At 31.8% G+C, this 20,214-nt stretch carries 14 protein-coding genes; 4 read left to right on the forward strand and 10 right to left on the reverse strand.

The features are described 5' to 3' along the window. Nucleotides 1-247 precede the first annotated feature (247 nt). Nucleotides 248-961 carry an ATP-binding protein gene (locus tag CLCY_RS02640; protein WP_048569590.1) on the reverse strand — a complete coding sequence of 238 codons (714 nt, stop codon included), beginning with the start codon at nt 959-961 and terminating at the stop codon, nt 248-250. A gap of 271 nt (nt 962-1,232) precedes the next feature. Here CLCY_RS02640 and CLCY_RS02645 point away from each other — a divergent pair, with 271 nt between their 5' ends. Then, nucleotides 1,233-2,192: a hypothetical protein gene (locus CLCY_RS02645; protein ID WP_048569591.1), complete on the forward strand. Its 960-nt coding sequence runs from the start codon at nt 1,233-1,235 to the stop codon at nt 2,190-2,192. Between the two features lie 347 nt (nt 2,193-2,539). On the opposite strand, the gene CLCY_RS02650 is transcribed toward CLCY_RS02645, so the two are convergent. Continuing rightward, the gene (locus CLCY_RS02650) at nt 2,540-3,358 is read right to left on the reverse strand and encodes an undecaprenyl-diphosphate phosphatase (protein WP_242844930.1); all 819 of its coding nucleotides are present in this window, start codon (nt 3,356-3,358) and stop codon (nt 2,540-2,542) included. A 476-nt stretch (nt 3,359-3,834) separates the two neighbouring features. Between CLCY_RS02650 and CLCY_RS02655 the strand changes: the two genes are divergently transcribed. From CLCY_RS02655 to CLCY_RS02665, 3 genes are read left to right on the forward strand one after another with little or no spacing between them, the layout of a single operon-like run. Continuing rightward, nucleotides 3,835-4,956, forward strand: coding sequence for an efflux RND transporter periplasmic adaptor subunit (locus tag CLCY_RS02655; RefSeq protein ID WP_048569592.1), 1,122 nt, complete (start codon nt 3,835-3,837; stop codon nt 4,954-4,956). Beyond that, nucleotides 4,949-5,635: an ABC transporter ATP-binding protein gene (locus CLCY_RS02660; protein ID WP_082141673.1), complete on the forward strand. Its 687-nt coding sequence runs from the start codon at nt 4,949-4,951 to the stop codon at nt 5,633-5,635. The genes CLCY_RS02655 and CLCY_RS02660 overlap by 8 nt, the downstream gene beginning before the upstream one ends. Nucleotides 5,636-5,639: 4 nt before the next feature. Next, on the forward strand, nt 5,640-6,848 hold the full coding sequence (locus tag CLCY_RS02665) for an ABC transporter permease (protein WP_048569593.1): 1,209 nt from the start codon (nt 5,640-5,642) through the stop codon (nt 6,846-6,848). 386 nt (nt 6,849-7,234) lie between these two features. Here CLCY_RS02665 and CLCY_RS02670 read toward each other — a convergent pair whose 3' ends face one another. The 8 genes from CLCY_RS02670 to CLCY_RS02705 all read right to left on the reverse strand — a co-directional run bounded on the left by CLCY_RS02670 (nt 7,235) and on the right by CLCY_RS02705 (nt 20,113). Beyond that, nucleotides 7,235-8,389 (reverse strand): DHHW family protein, encoded by a 1,155-nt coding sequence (locus CLCY_RS02670; protein WP_048569594.1) that lies wholly within the window; start codon nt 8,387-8,389, stop codon nt 7,235-7,237. Nucleotides 8,390-8,399: 10 nt separating this feature from the next. Further along, a complete protein-coding gene (locus tag CLCY_RS02675; protein ID WP_048569595.1) occupies nt 8,400-9,812 on the reverse strand; it encodes an MBOAT family O-acyltransferase in 1,413 nt (470 codons plus the stop codon). A gap of 79 nt (nt 9,813-9,891) precedes the next feature. Beyond that, nucleotides 9,892-10,554, reverse strand: a complete 663-nt coding sequence (locus tag CLCY_RS02680; RefSeq protein ID WP_048569596.1) for a hypothetical protein — start codon at nt 10,552-10,554, stop codon at nt 9,892-9,894. Between the two features lie 272 nt (nt 10,555-10,826). Beyond that, a complete protein-coding gene (locus CLCY_RS02685; protein ID WP_048569597.1) occupies nt 10,827-11,711 on the reverse strand; it encodes an SLAP domain-containing protein in 885 nt (294 codons plus the stop codon). 196 nt (nt 11,712-11,907) lie between these two features. Next, a complete protein-coding gene (locus CLCY_RS02690) occupies nt 11,908-12,660 on the reverse strand; it encodes a tetratricopeptide repeat protein (RefSeq protein WP_048569598.1) in 753 nt (250 codons plus the stop codon). 313 nt (nt 12,661-12,973) lie between these two features. Continuing rightward, a complete protein-coding gene (locus tag CLCY_RS02695; RefSeq protein WP_048569599.1) occupies nt 12,974-13,510 on the reverse strand; it encodes a hypothetical protein in 537 nt (178 codons plus the stop codon). A 677-nt stretch (nt 13,511-14,187) separates the two neighbouring features. Continuing rightward, nucleotides 14,188-17,589 carry an immunoglobulin-like domain-containing protein gene (locus CLCY_RS13825; RefSeq protein WP_048569600.1) on the reverse strand — a complete coding sequence of 1,134 codons (3,402 nt, stop codon included), beginning with the start codon at nt 17,587-17,589 and terminating at the stop codon, nt 14,188-14,190. A gap of 187 nt (nt 17,590-17,776) precedes the next feature. Beyond that, nucleotides 17,777-20,113, reverse strand: a complete 2,337-nt coding sequence (locus CLCY_RS02705) for a bifunctional diguanylate cyclase/phosphodiesterase (RefSeq protein ID WP_048569601.1) — start codon at nt 20,111-20,113, stop codon at nt 17,777-17,779. Nucleotides 20,114-20,214 lie beyond the last annotated feature (101 nt).

Genomic DNA, 20,214 nt, shown 5'->3' on the forward strand with positions numbered 1-20,214 from the left:
TCTTTATTTAACTAGTATTAAAAATTCTTCTTCATATAATATTAGTATTTATTATTTAAAATATATATTACTAATTATTGAATAGAATAAATACTAATTACTTAACATAATACATTTAATGCAGAATAGTTCCTTAAGGTTACCTAATTTTAAATAAAAAAAACCCTATCCATGATTTACTCATAGGATAAGGCCTTTATACTAATACACACTAATTTAATTATTAGGTTTATGACTCACAAACTTACTATACAACTTCTCTACCAAGAATTTCTCCATTTATAGATACAGTTACAAGATTAATTTCTATTTCAATTCCAGAAGCTTCCCTTGCCATTTCTACAGCTCTTGCAATTCCTTGACAACATGGTACTTCCATTTTAAGAACTGTAATACTCTTAAGTTCATTAACTTCTATGATTTCTGTTAGCTTTTCAATGTAACTTTCTACATTATCAAGCTTTGGACAACCTACTGCAAGTTTTCTTCCCTTTAAGAAATCTTCATGATAAGACTTATATGCAAATGGTACACAGTCTGCAGTAACTAGTAAATCCGCATTTTTAAGGTATGGTGCAGCTGGATTTAATAGTGTTAGCTGCACTGGCCACTGTGTTAGCGCAGAATCCTTTGAATCAAGATTAATTGATCTACTTGAAGGACATCCTCCAAAGTGTCTCTTTGGCGCTTGCTCCATTTTTGGTATTGAAGCTTTTTTCTTGTTTTCTAGATGAATCTTAACAGCTTCTTCACTAAAGTCTACAGCTTCTCTTTCAATTATTGTAATAGCATCTTCTGGACAGCCCTTTAAGCAATCTCCAAGTCCATCACAGTAAACATCATTAACTATCTTAGCTTTTCCATCTACTATTTGAAGTGCTCCTTCATGACAATCTATTATACAAACTCCACATCCTGTGCATTTTTCTTCATTTATACTTACAATCTTTCTAATTCCCATAATTTCCTCCTATAATCAACCTTTTATATATTTATTAAAAGTAAATTTCTTGTTTAATTTATCTTACATGCTTATCTTATCAATAATTTAATTAGATGTATGTGATTTAAATCATATTAAATGTAAATACTAATATTAATCTTAATTATATCGAAACTCTTTAAGTTATGATATTATGTATAATAGGTTATAATTTAAATATTTAATTAAATTTACCTTTTTAAACTTTACATATTATGTGTTAAAATACCCTTTATGGGGAGGATTAAAAATGAAAAAAGTTTTACTTTTAGTAATAGCTCTTGGAGTTATTTTGCTATCATCTTGTAGCCCTAAGAAAGAGAACCTAACAGGTGATGTAACGGTTCCAAAACCACTAAACGAGAAAACATTTCAAGATACCCTGAAACTAACCAAACTAGATTCTAGTATGGATATAAACCCTGAGGATATACGCTCTATAGGCTTCAATAGAGTCATTATTAAAACCCAAGGACTTAGAATTGATAGTGGTAACTATAAAACAGACTTTAAACGCAAAAACAAACTTATGAAACAAACTGCCCTTCTAGAAGAGGCAGATATTTCATATTATATAGAGATTACAACCGGCCCTGGAATATCAAATGATGGAAAGAATCTATCCTTATTCACTAAGGGTGACAATATGGTATTTTTTGCTCAAATGGTTAAAGAAATAATTGAGATGAATAAAGATAACACTCATTTTAGCGGTATAATTCTTAGCGTAGGAAATACTAAAATACATAATGACACTTATTACAAAACATTAAATGAAATATCAAATAGAGTACTTAAATCCTACGATGTTCCATTATTAATAAGCCTTGACCCTATGTATTTTGAATCAAATAACACTTCCCTTCCTTTAGAATATTTTGATAATCCAAAGGTTGGGTTCAATATCGATATGAACTTTAAATGTGACAAATATCCTGGAAAAGCTAAGTTTAATGATTCAGAAATTGAACTTTCCAAGAATAGAATTCTTGAAAAACTCATAGCAATTAAGGACTCTAATAAAAATAGCCGTAAAATACTACTCTCTCTAAAATGCCCTTGGTCCGAGGAATGCAGCGTACTTGTAAAGGATATTTTTGAGATAATGAAAATGGTTGGCTTTGAATTTAGCTTGTCCTATTCTAATACAAACAATGAGTTTGACTTCTCTAATAATAAGAATATAATTACAATACTTAATAAATACTAGAAAAGAGCCTTAGGGCTCTTTTTTTGACGTAGGTTAGGTATCTAGCATTGGGATTAGCCTTCGGATAAACCTAAACAAAAATCTCCTTAACTAAAGTTAACTATTGCTATGTAAGGATAGTTTCTTTGCAAGTAGTGGTGCCTGCGGCTAAAACAATAGAGCCAAGAAATAGAAATTCTTATTCTCCAAAATGCCCTTAGGCTTAGATAGGAAGCATGTTTGAGGATTTATCCGAGTTTGCGCATATCTTAGCCTAAGGGCATTTTGGGGGATTAGAAGTTCTTCTCGAAGGTCTCGTCGTTTTAGACGTAGGTACCACTACTTGCAAGACCACTAATCCTAAATTACTATATTAGCTTCCCTGAAAACACCATAAATAGTACTATTGCACCTAGTATAATTCTATAGTACGCAAATGGTGCAAGGCTCTTTTTCTTAACATATTCCATGAATAATGCAATAACTAAAAGAGCAACAATAAATGATACAAATGTACCTACCCCTATAAGTACCCACTCAAAACCAGTAAAATCTAGTCCTATCTTCACTAGCTTTAGCAGTGCTGCTCCACCAAGTGTTGGAAGAGCTAGAAAAAATGAAAATTCAGCTGCAACTTCTCTTGATAGACCCATAAAACGTCCACCTATAATAGTTGATGCTGACCTTGACATTCCTGGACATAGCGCCATACATTGGAATACACCTACCATAAATGAATCTACTATAGTAAGTTCCTCAACTGTTTCACATCTTACTCTCTTATTACTCTTATCAGATATAAGAAGAAGAATAGCTCCTATTATTAAAGCATATGCAACTACCCTTGAATTAAAGAAGTGAGCTTCTATGTAGTCATCAAGCATAAGTCCAAGTACTGCTGCAGGAATAGCACCTATTATAACCTTCCCCCATAAAGTAAAGACTCTTTTTGATTGTCTCTTATCATTTAGCTTTGGAAATAGCTTGTTCCAAAAATAAAGAACAACTGCAAATATTGCACCTACTTGTATAACAACATTAAAAGCATTAGCGAACTTTCCTGTAAAACTTAAGGAGTCTCCAACTAAAATTAAATGCCCTGTTGATGAAACAGGAAGAAACTCTGTAAGTCCCTCAACTATACCAAGCAAGATTGCCTTAAAAATCATTATAATATTTATACTCATAATACTTCCTCCTTTACCTAGATAATTATATCACTTAAATTTATCCTCCTCAAACTCAAAACATGCTTTATCTAAACCTTAACCTTTTTTTAATAATTGTCCATTACATATAATATTATTATAATTTATTTAAATATAACCAAATTATTTATATATGACTCTTCAAAATACGACATATTGTACGATAAGTAAAATGAACTAATTCAGAATAAAACTTTATACGTTTATACGGAAACTACAAATAGTAGTCTTCCTCTATTAATAAACTCTTTTTTAGAATACCTTAGCATCCCTCTAGGGTATTTTTTTATGTAAAAAAACTTACAAATAACTCAATTTAATAAACTAAAACTATGTTTTATTATAATACCTAAAGGACTTTTTAAATATATGACTAAATTATACATGATGAAACATTTGCCTATTTATTTATATCAAAAACTGGCATAATATATGCATATGAGGAAGGTGATTATATGAAAAGAAAAAAAGCTATTATTATTACAACCTTAGTAGCTGTTATTTTATTAATAGTTGGTACTGTAACTGTAAAATTAAAATCAACAAAACAAGAAGTATCTTTAGATACAGTTAAGAGAGGAAAACTTCAAAAAATAGCTTCTATAACTGGTGAAGTAATTTCAAATAGCAATTTCGAGACTCTACTAAACCCAAGTATGAAAGTGTCTAGTGTTAACTTTAAAGAAGGAGACATAGTGAATAAAGGGGATGTTATTCTTAGTTATGACTCTTCTGATGTTAGTGATCAACTAAAGAAAGCTCGCCTTAACTTAGAGTATCAAAAAGAACTTCAAAGTCAGGCTTCATCACAAAAATCTCAAACACAAACACAAAATATCCCTAATGGAGCTCAAGGTAATGTTCCACCTGAAGTAATTAACGAGATTATATCATCTAATAATAAAACACCTCAGGTTAATGAAAAAGCACAAAAACTTCAAGTTGATATGGCAGAAAATGATGTAAAATCACTTGAGAAGAAACTAAATTCATTTAAGGTTACATCTCCAATAAAAGGAAAAATAACAAAACTTAATGCTACAAAGGGCACTATTCCTGCCCAAGGTTCCCTACTTCAAGTTAATGATACTTCAAATCTTAAAATAAGATTATCACTTAGTCAGTATGATTCTGCACTAATTAAAAAGGGGCAAAAAGCCTCTATTAAAATTTCTGGAATAGATAAATCCTTCTCAGGTGAAGTAATATATGTATCAGATGTTGCTGAGGCTCCAAGTCCTACATCAACTGAAAAGGTTATACTTGCAGATGTTTCTATAAATGAAGACTCATCAAATGTAAAAATAGGATTTGAAGCTGAGTGTTCCATAACACTATCTGAGAAAAACTCTACATACATATCATTTGACTCTATAAAGAAAGACAAATCAGGAACCTATGTATATGTTGTGGAAGGTGAAAAACTTAAGAAAAGGTATATAAAAACAGGCCTTGAAACTGATTTTGAAATAGAAGTAACAAATGGACTTAAAGAAGGAGATAAATACGTTAAAAGCCCTTCTGAAACTCTTAAGGAAGGAGACGTTGTGTCTACTAAAGAGGTGAAAAATGACTAAGCCTATTATAAGTATAAAAAATTTATCTAAGGTATATGACACAGGAAGTATTAGGTTTGAGGCTCTTAAAGACATTAACCTATCGGTTTATAATGGTGAATACGTATCTATTATGGGGACATCAGGAAGTGGAAAATCTACCTTTATGAATATTCTAGGCTGCCTTGACTCTCTAACAGCAGGAGAATACATACTTGATGGCAAAGACGTTACTACACTTTCAGATAATGACCTTGCAATAGTTCGTAATAAGAAAATAGGATTCGTCTTCCAGGCATTTAACCTACTTCCCAAATTAACAGCCCGTGAAAATGTAGAACTTCCTATGGTTTATGCCGGTATACCCAAGGGAGAAAGACAAAAAAGAGCCATGGATGCCCTTAGAAAAGTAGGCCTTGAAAACAGAACTGAACACACTCCCCCTGAGGTTTCAGGGGGTCAAAGACAAAGAATAGCAATAGCCCGTTCACTTGTAAATAATCCATCTATATTATTAGCAGATGAGCCTACAGGAAACCTTGATAGTAAATCAAGCCTCGAAATTATGAATATATTCGATGGTTTAAGTCGTGATGGAGTTACTATTGTAATGGTTACACATGAAGAGGATATAGCAAAGTTCACCAAAAGAACAGTAACATTCAAAGACGGCGTAATAATATCTGATAAGGTAAGGTGATAACATGAACTTTTTAGAATGTTTTAAAGGTGCCATCAAAAATGTACGTTCAAACAAAATGCGTTCCTTTCTAACAATGCTAGGAATAATAATTGGTATATCCTCAGTTATAACCATAGTTTCTATAGGACAAGGTGGACATGACTTTATATCAAAGGAATTTGAAGGCATCGGTAGCAACGCACTAAGTATATCTGTAAAATCAAAGGCTGGAGAAGTTCTTGATAGGTACTACTTTCATAAAGAAGATGTAAATATGCTTATTAATAAAGTTCCAGAGGTTATTGACGTTGCCCCTATACTTCAAGGATATGGGGCGGTAGTATATAAGAATAAGTCTAAGGAAGTAACTATTTTATCAACTGCCCCCTCCTACAGAAATATAATAAATGCAAATGTGCTAGAGGGAAGATTCTTATCCGACTCTGATGTTGAAGCTGCTAGAAATGTAGTTATTATAGATGACATTGCAGGAAAAAAACTTTATCCTAGAGAAAGTCCTATAGGTCAAAAGCTTACGATTAGGACATCAGCTAAAGCCTCTTCATATACAATAGTAGGTATGATAAAAAATCCTAACCCAACCCTTGCTTACGAATTTTCTGAGGACTTTCCTGGTATGATATTCATTCCTTACACTACATCTGAAAAGATACTTCGTACACCTAATATAAGCACAATGGTTGCAACGGTTTCAGATATGAACCGTTCAAAGGAAATATCAAGAAAAATAGTCCATATACTAGACAATAAATATAGAGCACATGATAGATATACTGTAGAAGAAGCATTTAAACAAGTTGACCTTGTAAACAAAGTCCTTTCCATGTTTACACTAGTTATAGGAACTATAGCTGGAATATCACTAGTTGTAGGTGGAATTGGAGTTATGAACATAATGCTTGTATCAGTAACAGAAAGAACAAGGGAAATAGGAATACGAAAAGCCCTAGGAGCTAAGAAAAAAGACATTATGCTTCAGTTCCTAACAGAGTCACTTATAATATGTCTTATAGGTGGAACCCTTGGAATGTTAATTGGAATATCATTTTCAATGGCAATAGGCTCACTAGTTGGGGTTATGCCATCAGTATCAATTAGTATAGTTATATTAGCCTTTGCATTCTCATCAGCTATAGGAATATTCTTCGGAATTTATCCTGCTAAGAAGGCAGCAGAACTTAATCCTATTGATGCGTTAAGATATGAATAATTTTTATTGAGGGTTTAAGAGATGCGGTAGTATAGTTATTTCCTAAATCCACGAGTTCTTCGAGAAGATCTTCTAATCCTCAAAAATGCCCTGAGCCTAAGTAGGACATCTAAATCGCTTCGCTAGCCGATTTCTACTAAGGCTCAGGGCATTTTTAAGGATTGAATCTCTATCTCTCGACTCTATGGTTTAGGAAATAACTACACTACTCGCAATCATACTAACCCTACATAAAGAAAATTACTATGAATATACTGAGAGATTGTTTTGTTTTAGATTCATTTATTTAATTACGATTCTTATTAATAACTTTTAGCTGCTCAATATTCTAAAGTAAAAATATCAAAATACTTCTATAAAAATTTAGTATAACGACTATGTCTATGCTAAATTCCACCTCTAATAAAAACCACTATATCTATATTATTTCTTTTAGCATAATGAGCTATATCATAAGCTCCTTGATTATCATCTCTAACATCTATTGAGTGCATTTGATTAAAGTTGGTGTATAGTAGTGTTTCTGCTGCATTAGTAAAGGAGTTTCCTATTACAAGAATGTTTGGAAGCTCTTTTCTATTTGTTTTAATCATATCCCGTGCCTTATCTCCTCCCATAAATACTGAGTAGGATGATTTAGATTCTAAAAGGTCCTTATCTATAGGGTCACTTCCCGGGCCATAATCTGTTATTCTCTCCTTCATAAGGTCTTTTCTTGGTCTATATACTTTGATTTCATCATTTGAATCTATGTTAAATTGTAGCTTTCTGTTATAGCTTCCGTTAAATTTATAGTATGTATCTACCATGAATTCCTCATTTGGTCTTAGAGGTTCTGGAACATCTTTAAATTTTTCCCTAGCCTTGTTCACTATATACTCATAGGCCATGTAGGCTCCATCTATATTCCAGTGATGGTCTGTTTTGAAGTAGAATTTATCAGCTTTATCAGGAAGTCCTTCTGCTTTTTTATCAAATATATCTCTCATATTTATATAGTCAACGGAGTTTGATAATGAGTTTATTACCGACTCCACCTCTAGTACCTTTTTCATGTTAGCCTTAGCATATAGCGGCAGCGGGTCTATATCATAATCAGAACTATATGGTGCATATAGGAAGTAAAAGTCCTTACCCATTGATTTTATTTCATCTGATAGCTTTTTTATATAATCGTTTCTTTTTTTCACTAATTCAATGCTATTCTCTACGTCTATATCCCTGTCTTCATAAAGTCTCCCACCATTACCTAGATAAAATCCATTTACCTTATCTCTACCTAGAGCGTAGAAGTTAAACTTTACATATGATGATACTATAGAATCTTTAAATGCAAACTGATCCTTTGTATATTCTTCATAGTCCTGAAAGTACTTCCCATTCCATATTCCTTTAATACTTACCTTAGGCTTCTTCATTAAGTTTCTATTTTCTATATCTGAGTAAACCCTATCCCCTTTAAATAGATTATATATACCAAGAGGAAATATAATAAGAATAAAAACAACAGTTAGTATAGCTAGCTTTATGTCTTTTATCATAGTATCCCTCCTAGAATCTAAAATATATAAATGGGTTAAATCCTGTATTAGTAAGCGTCATTACAACCATATAAAGAATTACAATAAGAACAAGTGGTGTAAAGACTATACTAAAAAATGCACTAACTGCTTTGATACTTGAATTTTCAAGCTTTATAATTGTATTACGAACTAAAGGAGTCATAAATAAAAATCCTAGTATAAATTCATATCTATAATTAGCTATATAGAAAAAATCCCGAGCATTGTATAAGCTATTGGAACTCGCACCAAACATATCCATTAAGTAATTCATCATAGAATCTAAGTCCTCAGATCTAAATAGTACCCACCCTATAATAACTATTACCATAGTGTACATGATTCTAAGCATATTTGGCATTACATTTAGAACCTTCATAAGGAAAGCTTTTTCAATTCCTATAATAAATCCAAAATAAAGCCCCCATATAACAAATGTCCAACTAGCCCCATGCCAAAAACCTGTAAAAAGCCATACTATAAATAGATTTATACCTGTTCTAAATGCACCATGTCTACTTCCTCCTAAGGGAATATACACATAGTCTCTAAACCATGTTCCAAGTGAAATATGCCACCTTCTCCAGAATTCTGTTATAGATTTACTTATATATGGGTAGCTGAAGTTTTCAAGGAAGGTAAATCCAAACATCTTCCCAAGACCAATTGCCATATCTGAGTACCCAGAAAAGTCATAGTATATTTGAAATGTATATGCAATTATCCCGACCCAGGATAGCATTACAGAAATAGATTCCGCTTCAAATGTATCATTTGCGACTTCTCCTAGTATATTGGCTATAAGCACCTTTTTACCAAGTCCTAAAATAAATCTTTCTACCCCTTCCCCAAAGTCATTGATATTTTCATCCCTTTTATTAATCTGAGATGCAACATCCCTATATCTAACTATGGGACCTGCTATAAGCTGTGGAAAAAGAACAATGTAAAGTGCCAAATCTGTTATTTTTCTTTGAAACTTATCCCCATTATACACATCTATTACATAACTTAATGCTTGAAAGGTGAAAAAGGATATTCCTATAGGCATAATAACTTTACTAAAAACATAACTTTCACCAAATAATGCATTGTAGTTATCAACAAAGAAATTAAAATACTTAAAGTAAGCTAGTATTACTAGATTAACTACAACCGCCAATATAAGAACTAATCTTTTTTTAATTTTATATAATCTATATTCATGAACTAAAACCCCAAAACAGTAATTAAGTATTATCGACAATAGAACTACTATTAGAAATCTTACTCCTCCATATCCATAGAAAATCAAACTTCCAACTAATAAAGTTAGATTCCTATATCTTTTAGGAGATATATAATACATAAGTACTATTAATGGTAAAAAAATAAATAAAAATACTAAGCTTGAAAAAACCATAAATCCTCCACATAGTAACTATATAAGCCACCACCGGGGTATAATACCTCCGGGGTGGCTTAATATTTTTCCCCTAATCTTACATATCTCGAATAGATTTTAATTCAGATGCTATAGCATCCTTTGCAAAACTTGTTTCGCATTTCCACACATAGTTTAAAGCTTCACTTGCCTTAGTCTTTGCCTCATCTATACTTTCTACATTAATAAGCTCAATTGCCGTCTCTCGAAGACTTGCAGCCTTTATATAATCACCGCTATCCATTACTCTAATATCCCTAATAACATTGCTTCCTGCATAGGATCTTTCAGATAACTTACTATGTACTATACTATTAGTAACCTTAGCAAGTGAACTATTAACCCTATCTAGGTAAGCTTGGAATGTAGGTAAATTCTTTGTACCCTTATAATTTCTATCTATGCTACTTTCCATGTTAACAACATTCTCTATAGTTTGTATAACTATTTCACACTGAGCAATTCTAGCAAGGTATGCATTCTTTTCATAAGTTGATGTAACACTTGATACTAATGATTTAGCCTCTGAAAGATACAATCTAAATGTAGGAAGATTTTTACTTCCTAGATAGTTTCTTTGAAAAGATGTTTCTAATTGACTAATTTTAGAATTAGTCTGATATGATATAGTACTAGCAAAAACAGTACCTACGCCTAGGTGTGCTGTAGCTATAAAAACAGCAAGCAAGGTTCCTATTAACTTCTTATTACATTTAATCACAAATACCCCTCCTAAAACTATTGTAAACAGACTTATTAAGTCAGGCTAGTTTACACCAACTGACTTTTTAAAATCCCTATCAAGTTATTTAGTCAATTTCACTCTATAGATAAATCTTCAGAAAATCTTAGGTACACCCAAAATATTCTTATATAACTAACTATATCATAGCATACTACATTATAGTATTACAAATGACAGCATTCCTTTTTCCAACCTTTAACTATATAAGTAAACGCCTTAAAGGATTATCCTTAAGGCGTCTTGTAATTCTATAGTTCATTTAATTTTATTCTAAGTCCATCAAGTGTTTCTGTTTTGTATGCCGTTGATAGATGAACATATCTTGCTTGCTTTGGCCCAACTATCGCCCCAACTCTTAAAACTTCATTATAAACCTTCTCATCATCCTTATAAACTGCAACTGGTAGTTCCTCTACTAGTGGCTTTAATGTTTCTGGATTAACAAGTGTTGATTCAGTTGAATTTCTAATTATTAGATTAAAGTCAAGGAATCCATCTACAATTTCAAGTGAAGACATATTAAAGTTTACTTCATTTTCCTTAAGTAATGGTAGACGGTAGTTATAATCTATAACCTCCACTGCCTTTTCATCTGATAAATTCTCAAGCTTCTTAAATCCGATAGAAGTCTCTCCATTATCCGCAAAAGGCTTTTGAACCTTAAAGTTAACCTTACATTTAGTTAAATCAACTGAACTTGGAAGATATGTTTTATCGAAATAAATCTTCCATGGTCTAGCTGAGAAAGGAGGAATAGTTCCTAGTTCACTACCATCAAATATCTTTTGTAGGACTATTTTTCCCTCTCCATTTGTAACAATAAGACATGGATTCTCTAAGTTTATATTAAACTTAGTAGCATTTCTTATATAAACATTTGCCTCATATCCTTCATCTATAGCAAATACATATGAAGTACTAATATTAAGGTCACCTTCTTTAATTTCAGTAAGACCTTCGATTTCTTCTTTATATACATCTCTAACTACCTTAGAGGTTTTTATTTCTTCATTTGGTCTTAAGGAAAGTTCTAATTCCATTTTTTCCGCTACACTAGCCTTTTCCTCAAGATATTTATCCTTAAGTTCTTTTACTTGTTCCTTCTTACTACTTGACTTACTAAAAAACTTCATAACAAGTTCTCCCCTTACTATATTTTTAGATAATAAACTACTGCGAATTTTATATTAATCAACTTATATTAAAAACTATGTAAATATTTCAATAAATAAATTATATATCATTTAAGTTACAATTTCCACGTAAAATTCCAAATATATCAAACCAATAAGATGTAGAATCAATATATCAACTGACAAAACCTAACTTCTATGGAGTAACAGGTGCATTTGTACTTGCTCCACTAGGTGGATTAGTACTTCCTTGAGGCGCTCCCATAGTTTGACTCTGTGGAGCCCCTGAATCTGCCCCTTGTGTTCCTTGATTTTGTAAAGGGTTTATTAGCATACCTGAACTTATTTGTCCCATCTTCTTCTCCACATCACTATAGAAAATAAGCTCATTTGGTTTTATAGTTTTAAACTCATTATATGCCTTGTCATATTTCCCATTATTAAAAAAGTTAAGTCCCCTTATATAAATCATATAATCTCTCTTCATATCTCTAGTATAATCAATCCTTTGCTGAAACATATCCTTATAAGTTTCCTCACGAAGACCTACCTTAAATTCTTTAACAGCACCTTCGAAGTCATTTTGAGAAAGAAGTGTATCCCCCTTTGTAAGAATAGCCTCTACCTTAGGATCAGAAGGAACCCCACGTGTTCCATTTATTCCATTACCTAGACTACCCTTTAAACCAGTAACACTTGTACTAAGTGAATCTACCTTACTACCATTAGGTGAAGTAGTACTAACAGATGTACTACTTGGATAGAAATTGGAAACTATAATTAGGCCAATATATATTCCTAGTAGAAGAATACCCTCTGCTAGAAAAATAGTAGCAAACTTTTTCACCTTTCCATCTTCCTTCTTATATTTAAAATAACCAAACAGTATAAAAAACAAATTAAATAAAATTGCGAAAATAAGTATCGTAACAAAAACAGTGTTTGACATAACACTCCTACCTTTATAAGTTATAGTTCCTTTAAATATCGACTTTAAATAGGGGATTCTTTATAGTGCCTTTATAGTAGGGTATGTGCTTTGCAGTAGAGTAGCTAATGGATAAAATAATAGAGCCAAAAAACTAGAGCTTCTTATCTGGGATAAATATGCCTAGCCTTAGAGATAAGTCGTGGAGCGCAGCGGTTTTCACACTTAGCTCTTAGGCTAGTTATATTTACCCAGATTAGAAGCTCTGTTTGAAGGTCTCGTCGTTTTAGCTGCAGACACCAGTACTGCTACGACTCTATCCTATATGAAAAATCTAATATGATTTAGCCAAAATTCCTTTAGCTTTATACATTACTTTTTTAGCTTTTCCATCGTTTATTATCTCAGTTGCAAACTCCAAATCAAAAATAATGTCACAGTCAAGATATGCTGCCATTGTTTTTATGGAGTAAATAGCTTCTTCTTTATTCTCATAACATTCAGTAGAAACCTTTTTCACTTCCTGAGAATAATCAATTTCTCCTTGGAAGTCTTTAAAATACACCTTAACTTTATTTGCTCCTTCAATTGCCCTTTCATAGGCCTCTATTTCTGTTTTATAGACGCTATCAAAGCACTCTGGACATACCATTCCCTTTTCTGAGTACTTAGCTTCTACAACATCTCTTGAAAGATATGCCATATTCTCCGGTTCATAAAGTGTAAAAAGCTCATTGTCTATCTTTTTCCCACACTCTTTACATCTACCTTCCTTTAGAAAAGCATTTACTTTCTTAGTAAGAAACACTGCACCTGCGACTGCTGAACCAGCTGCTAATGCCGCTATAGCTCCCTTAGCTTTTTTATCCATTTTGAACCCCTCCTTTAGATGTATAGATATATTATACATCTATTCAAAATAGTTTAAAATATCAAAATAATTCAAAAATAAGACTTTTTCAATTATAATTCAACATAAAAAGCCCTATTACTACCATTTATTTAATATTTCTTAGAAATCAAATAAAAAAAAGCACTTTGACCTCGGATTTCTCCTTAGACAAAGTGCTTTTTTAGAACTTTAAGCCCTTGGGAATAAGACTTAAAGCACTCACGTATGGTACATGAGATTTTTGGTATAATTTTGAATTTATTATTTCTAAGTTTCTTAATGATTGAATATTAGGATACTCTTACATTAAAAATACTAGAAAATACGATTTTGGTTCATTTTAACATGTAAAGTTATATTTTAAAAATCAATAAATGAGTAAATTCTCTCGTCTTAGTGAATTAAAAGCTGTTAGCTTAATAATACACTAACTTATATGTATTTTATAAGTATAGCTTTATTGTACTCAAAAATCAATTTAAATACAAGGGTTGTATTTAAATTATATATTTCTTTACATCTACTATACTATGATATTAACAAAAATCCATATAAATTCAAATATATTTTCCAGCTTAAATGTTTACCATTAAATATAACTTTTTATATTGATATAATTTCTCCTAAGAATTATCTCTAGGAGAAATTATTAACGTCTATGGTGCTGTTGGCCCATCCGGAATAGTAGTCAGCTTTTTTGCTTCTTCAACTATTTTATTCATAGCATCATCAATTTCTTTAATCGTGTTTTTATTGCTAAGATTTAAAGTAGCTCTGTTCGTAATAATATAATGTGCTACTTTAATTTTATCAGCAGCATCAATACTCCACCAATCAGCTTTACCACCCATATCTGAAACCAAAGGTATATAACCTTCTATTGCAGCTATCAGCTTATTCCTTGTTTCAGAGTACTGTTCAACAGATTCCTCTTGTTTAAATTCCTTATATCCATACTCAGTAGAATTTAATAAAACACTGCTTGCCAAACTATTAAATCCATCTATTTGACCCTTATAGAACTTCAATGCGTACTGCAACATATAGTCTTCATTTGGTACTATATCAATAAGTTTGCTCTTTAATATATTTGGATCTGGATTTTCTTTGATTATTCTCTTAACAGTTAGGTTATTTTTATCTGCCCCTGTTTTCCCAATAACCTTTATTAGCCTTTCCGCAATTTCCTTTTTGTTTTCAGCTGAGTAAGTTTTATAGTTTGTTGTTACTTTATTTATAAGTCTATTCATTACCTTAGGATTATTTAAAATATTTAATACCTTATCTGCATCATTACCCGCTACAATTAATGCAGATATATTACTATCATCATCAACCTTAGCCGCTGCATTTCCTGCTTCAATAGCATCATATGCAGTTTGTGCTTCTAACTTCTTAGACTGATCTACTAATACTTCTTTCATTTTATCTACATAGTATGTATAGTTAACATCTACAAAAGCTTTATTAAGATCACCTGTACCTACAGTTAAAGATATACTATTAACATCATCTTTTTCGCTAAATGAATACTTATATTTTGGTTCAGTTCTATGTGTTGTATAACTTTGTAGATTTTGAAGAAGTTTTCTAAACTCACTTTGACCCTTAGTCTTATCAAAGTTTGAAATTGCCTCTAAAGTTTCTATTATAGCTATCTTATCAGCTTCAGCTATCAAGCTAGAGAAATCATATATTTTTCCTGTATTAGCATTATTAACAGCCTTTGTAGTAGTTATTATACTGCTCTTTGTGTCCTTTACTACCTTTTTATAGAACTCTTCTAAATTCTCATTTAATTGACCAAAAGTAAAGTAAGTTCCATTAGCTTTAATTTCTGTTAATGTTTTTAGTTCATTAAATACATTTGTAGTTGATCCAGTATCGTTAGCCTCAGCAATTTTAAATGATGAATACTTAGCCTTTGAAACTATAAGCTGTCCAGCCTTCGAGGAATCATTAGGGTCTATATACTTTTCTATTTGATCCGTTATTGCCTTCTGATCTAATGAAGTCTCTGAATTCTTATTTCTTAAATCTATTTGCTTTTGATTTACTGCATAAATTATATTTTGAAGGTCATTAAGTGTTGGATTAGTTATAGGTTGTAAGCTCTTGCCATAGAATGTATTGTTTCCACCTTGAGTATTAAGAGCAATACCCGCGGAATCAGATACGGCATCTATTGTATATGACTTACCCCACATCTCAAGTCCTGTAACTATTGGATCATATGCCCCTTTAATAAGCTTATAGATTTCTTCTGAACTCTTAGCTTTTTGAACAGATGGAATTAAGGTATCCATAGTCACCTTTTGAGGGAATATGTAGTAGAATTTACTTTGTGATTTATCAGGTGAATCTACCTTTATCTCTATTTTACTGTATTTACTTATATCAGATGGGTAATATGCTCTCCCACCTGTTTCTGAAGTTACTAATTTTTCGTTATCTCCTCTAACAGTTATAGTCGCCCTGTCACTATTTGCAAATACAGTTAATCCTGTTATAGGTTTACCTTCAAACCAGTATACCTTATAAGCATCACTTGAATTTACATTAGATGACGTAGCCTTGTTAGGATCAATTTTTATACCAACTTCATTATCAATTGTCCAAGATGATATACCTGCATTACTTTCTGCATTCTCACCCTTAACTCTAACATTTAAAGTAAATTTAGCTTGATTTCCTACCTTGTCCTTTGCCGTATATACAATAGAATATAATCCTTCTATTGCTGTATTAACACTGACTATCTGCTCCAACTTTGAACCTGTATCCTTATAAACAGTTACAGTAGGAGTAATATTCCCATCAATATTATCCTTAGCTGTTGCTACAGGGTTTGTAAAAGTTTGTTTATAATCTAGGTAAATCATATCACCATCTTTATATCCATTAATTGTTATAACAGGTGCTGTATTATCTGTTGTGCCTGTTCCGCCTGTTCCACCTGTTCCACCTGTTCCACCTGTTCCGCCTGTTCCACCTGTTCCACTATCCGGAGCCCCTGGAATCTTGGCATCACCTACAGCTATGAATCTATAGGCATTACCTTCATTTTTATTACTATCCATAACGTTATATCTTATTTGATATGTTCCAGCTTTGCTTGTATCTATAGAAGTTACATATTCACCCGTTACTATGTTCATATATGTAATTTTAACCTTAGATGTTATTATTCCGTCAACATTATCTATAGCAGCAAATCCTGCCTCAGTATACTTTCCGCTTACAGCTATATTCTGATATATATTTCCTGCTAGAAGTATTAGTGGAATATCATTTTTATTCGCTCCACCATTTCCTCCACTACTTGTAACTGTACTTCCTGGAAGCTTGCTCTGTGCTACTAGAAGCACCTTAACATTATTTCGAATAATATCCTTTATACGACTTGTAGGCATTTTGAAAACTGCCATTAATGCATCACTTAACATATCATCTGCTTGTCTAACACTTGCAGTTGTTGGAGATTCCTTTGCAAGTCCATGGAACATACTACCTTGTTGATATAATTGATTAGCATATTTATATTCCTTAGTCTCTTTAACTTTTATATCTCTAATGTCATTGAACTTTCCATAGCTTCTTTCTGAAAGTGCTTTTTTTGCATATTGAACATCTGGATGTGTTAATTTCCCTATATATGTATTTGCTCTATTTAAGTAAGTTTCAAAAACAGGTACATTATCTATGTTGTTTACATTTTTGCTCATACTGTCTTCAAGTTTACTTAGATGTTCAGTTGCTCTTATGACAGCCTCTGATCTTGATATGCTTGCGTTTAAGCTTCTTTTAGCCCCGCTATTCGGTATTTTTGCAACTGCATTTTTTGCGTTATAAAGAACATTGTTAAAATGCCCTAAGTTCTTTATTCCCAAGTAATTTTTTCTCAATGTACTAGTAAGATAATTAACATGATCATTAGCTAGTTGTAAATTGCTCTTAGGAGCTGCTTTTACTTCTTGTACTGATTCTATACTAGCTCCTAAAGCAGATATTGTAAGTATCCCTGCCATACCAAGAGCTAATTTTTTCTTCTCTTTCATCTACACGACCTCCTTTAACCTATGAATATATATACGTAAATCTTAAAAATTCAAAATCATAACCTATGGTTTTTTTATCGTCCAATTCCTATGAATTCTAGATAAGAGTTATAGAGTAATAATTTTAATAACATAAAAATAAGGAAATTAGGACTTAAATCCTAATTTCCTTATTTTATATCTATAATTATTTCATAAGATCTTCAAAATCATCCTTAGGCATAGGCCTATTAAATGCATACCCTTGTACCAAATCACATCCTACCTTCTTTAGAAAATTTGTTTGTGATTCAGTTTCTACACCCTCTGATACAACTGAAAGATTTAATGATTTAGCAAGTCCTATAATAGCCTCAACTATATTCTTACCCTTATCATTTTCTTCAATATCCGTAATAAATGACCTATCTATCTTTAAAATATCAATTGGCATAGACTTTAAATAACTAAGACATGAATACCCTGTACCAAAGTCATCTATAGATACCTTAACTCCGAAGTTTTTAAATCCCATAATAGTATTTGTTGCAAATTCAACATCATTTAATGCTGCACTTTCTGTAAGTTCTATCTCTATAAGTTCAGGATTAACTTCATTCTCAGTTATAGTCTCTATAGCCTTATCTATGAAATCACTTTGATACATTTCAGCACGGGAAAAGTTAACAGAAATAGGCACTAACTTATAATTCTTTCGCTCCCACTCCTTAATGCTTTCACATACACTTCTTAAAACAAACCTACCAATAGGTATTATAAATCCTGTTCTCTCAGCTATAGGAATAAATTTATCCGGTCTTATAAGTCCCTTAACTGGATGTATCCACCTAATTAATGCCTCTGCACCAACCATACCCTCAGTACTTAACTCATATTTAGGTTGATAATATACTTGAAATTCATTATTCTCAAGGGCCCTTACTATCTCTTTTTCTATATTTTGTTCATCTATTAAATCCTGTCTAATAGCCTCATTAAAAAAAGCAAGCCTTCTTTGATATGAACCCTTAACAGTTATTCTAGCCATATTCGCCATATTAATTACGGACTTTATGTCGTCACTAATTCCCTTATCACTTACAGTAGTGCATACCCCATATGCCATAAGAAGATCAATATGAGGCTGGCCCTCTATCTTAATAGAATTTATCTTCTTTTCAATTTCACTTACTATATGTGTTATTTTTAAATTAGTGTATGAAGGGTTGAATACTTGTCCATCTCTTATATGTCCTAAAAGCTCAGCATACATGCTTATATCATCAGTTACTAGTGGCTCATCTTCTTCCTCTGGAACCTTGAACAAGATCCCAAAGAAGTCATTTGAAAACCTCCCATATATAGTCTCATTTCCAAACATACCCTTCAATATCTTTGCTATTTCTTTTAATAACTTATCTCCATATTTATGACCAAACATATCATTGATAACTTTAAAGCTACCTATATCAAAATATATCATAGCCCATGTTCCAGACTTTTTAGCAATGTTTTTCTCAGCATCCCTAACAAATCCATTATAATTGCTTATTCCTGTTAAATAATCTGTATAGGCTAGTTTTTGGTATATCTTATTAGCCCTCTTTTTACTTACAAATATATATATAGTAAATATGAATAATATAATACAAATGGTAAAATACATAATCAGATTGTATTTAGTAATATCAACAGCTCTCTTCTCAACAATACTTGATGGTGCTACACTAACAAGTATCCAATCATTAACACCTTCAATAGTAGTATAAGCAATATGTACATCACCACGTTCTAAAGATATTTTCTTTACACCACTTATAACACTCTTCCCTTGAAGGCTAGAAATACCAAGTTCCTTAAGTATTGTTCCACTACTCCTTAGCTTATCTAGATCAAGTATTGAATATATCTTACTATCTTCAAATAAAATATCCCCTTTTTTATTAATAACAAAGGAGTGTCCGTTGCCGTTTAAAAAAGAAGTAAACAAGGATTTGCTAATTGACTCTACATCCTTCGCCCCAGTTAGTACCCCAACTACTTTCCCATCCTTTATTAATGGAGAGTAGTATGTCATAACTTCTAAACTTCTGCCCTTATCTAAAAAGGGCTCAGATACATAGTCTTTACCTGACATAGCTACCTTAAAACCTTTTTCCTTAGAAATATTAAGCCTACGACCACCGATACCTAAATAATTACCACTTATATCCGCTATTCCAAGTGCTATATAATTATCTTTATCCTTTTTTCCCCTTAACAACTCAACCTTTTTATTAATGTCAAAACTCACATCATACATTAACTCAACTGATAGATCATTAAGCGCTTCAACTCTAGACTTTATTTTAGTGGAAAATGCATGTGATCTTTGAAGGGAAACTTCCTTAAGATACATCTCCTCTTCATAACTTAAAACACCCTTTATTTTATTAACATACCAAAACGTAATCGTAGAAAAAAACACCAAGAGGATAGTTAGTAGTATAAATGTCTTCATAAACTTTTTCCTATTGATCCAACTAATATTAATTTCCTCAGCCACTTCTAACACCTCCCCTTAATCTACATCTCAACAGTACAACCATTTATCTCCATATATATACATTTTTCTCCATATGCCCACATAGTAAATGTATTTTTTTG

This window comes from Clostridium cylindrosporum DSM 605 (assembly GCF_001047375.1).
Taxonomy (GTDB): Bacteria; Bacillota; Clostridia; order Clostridiales; family Caloramatoraceae; genus Clostridium_AB; species Clostridium_AB cylindrosporum.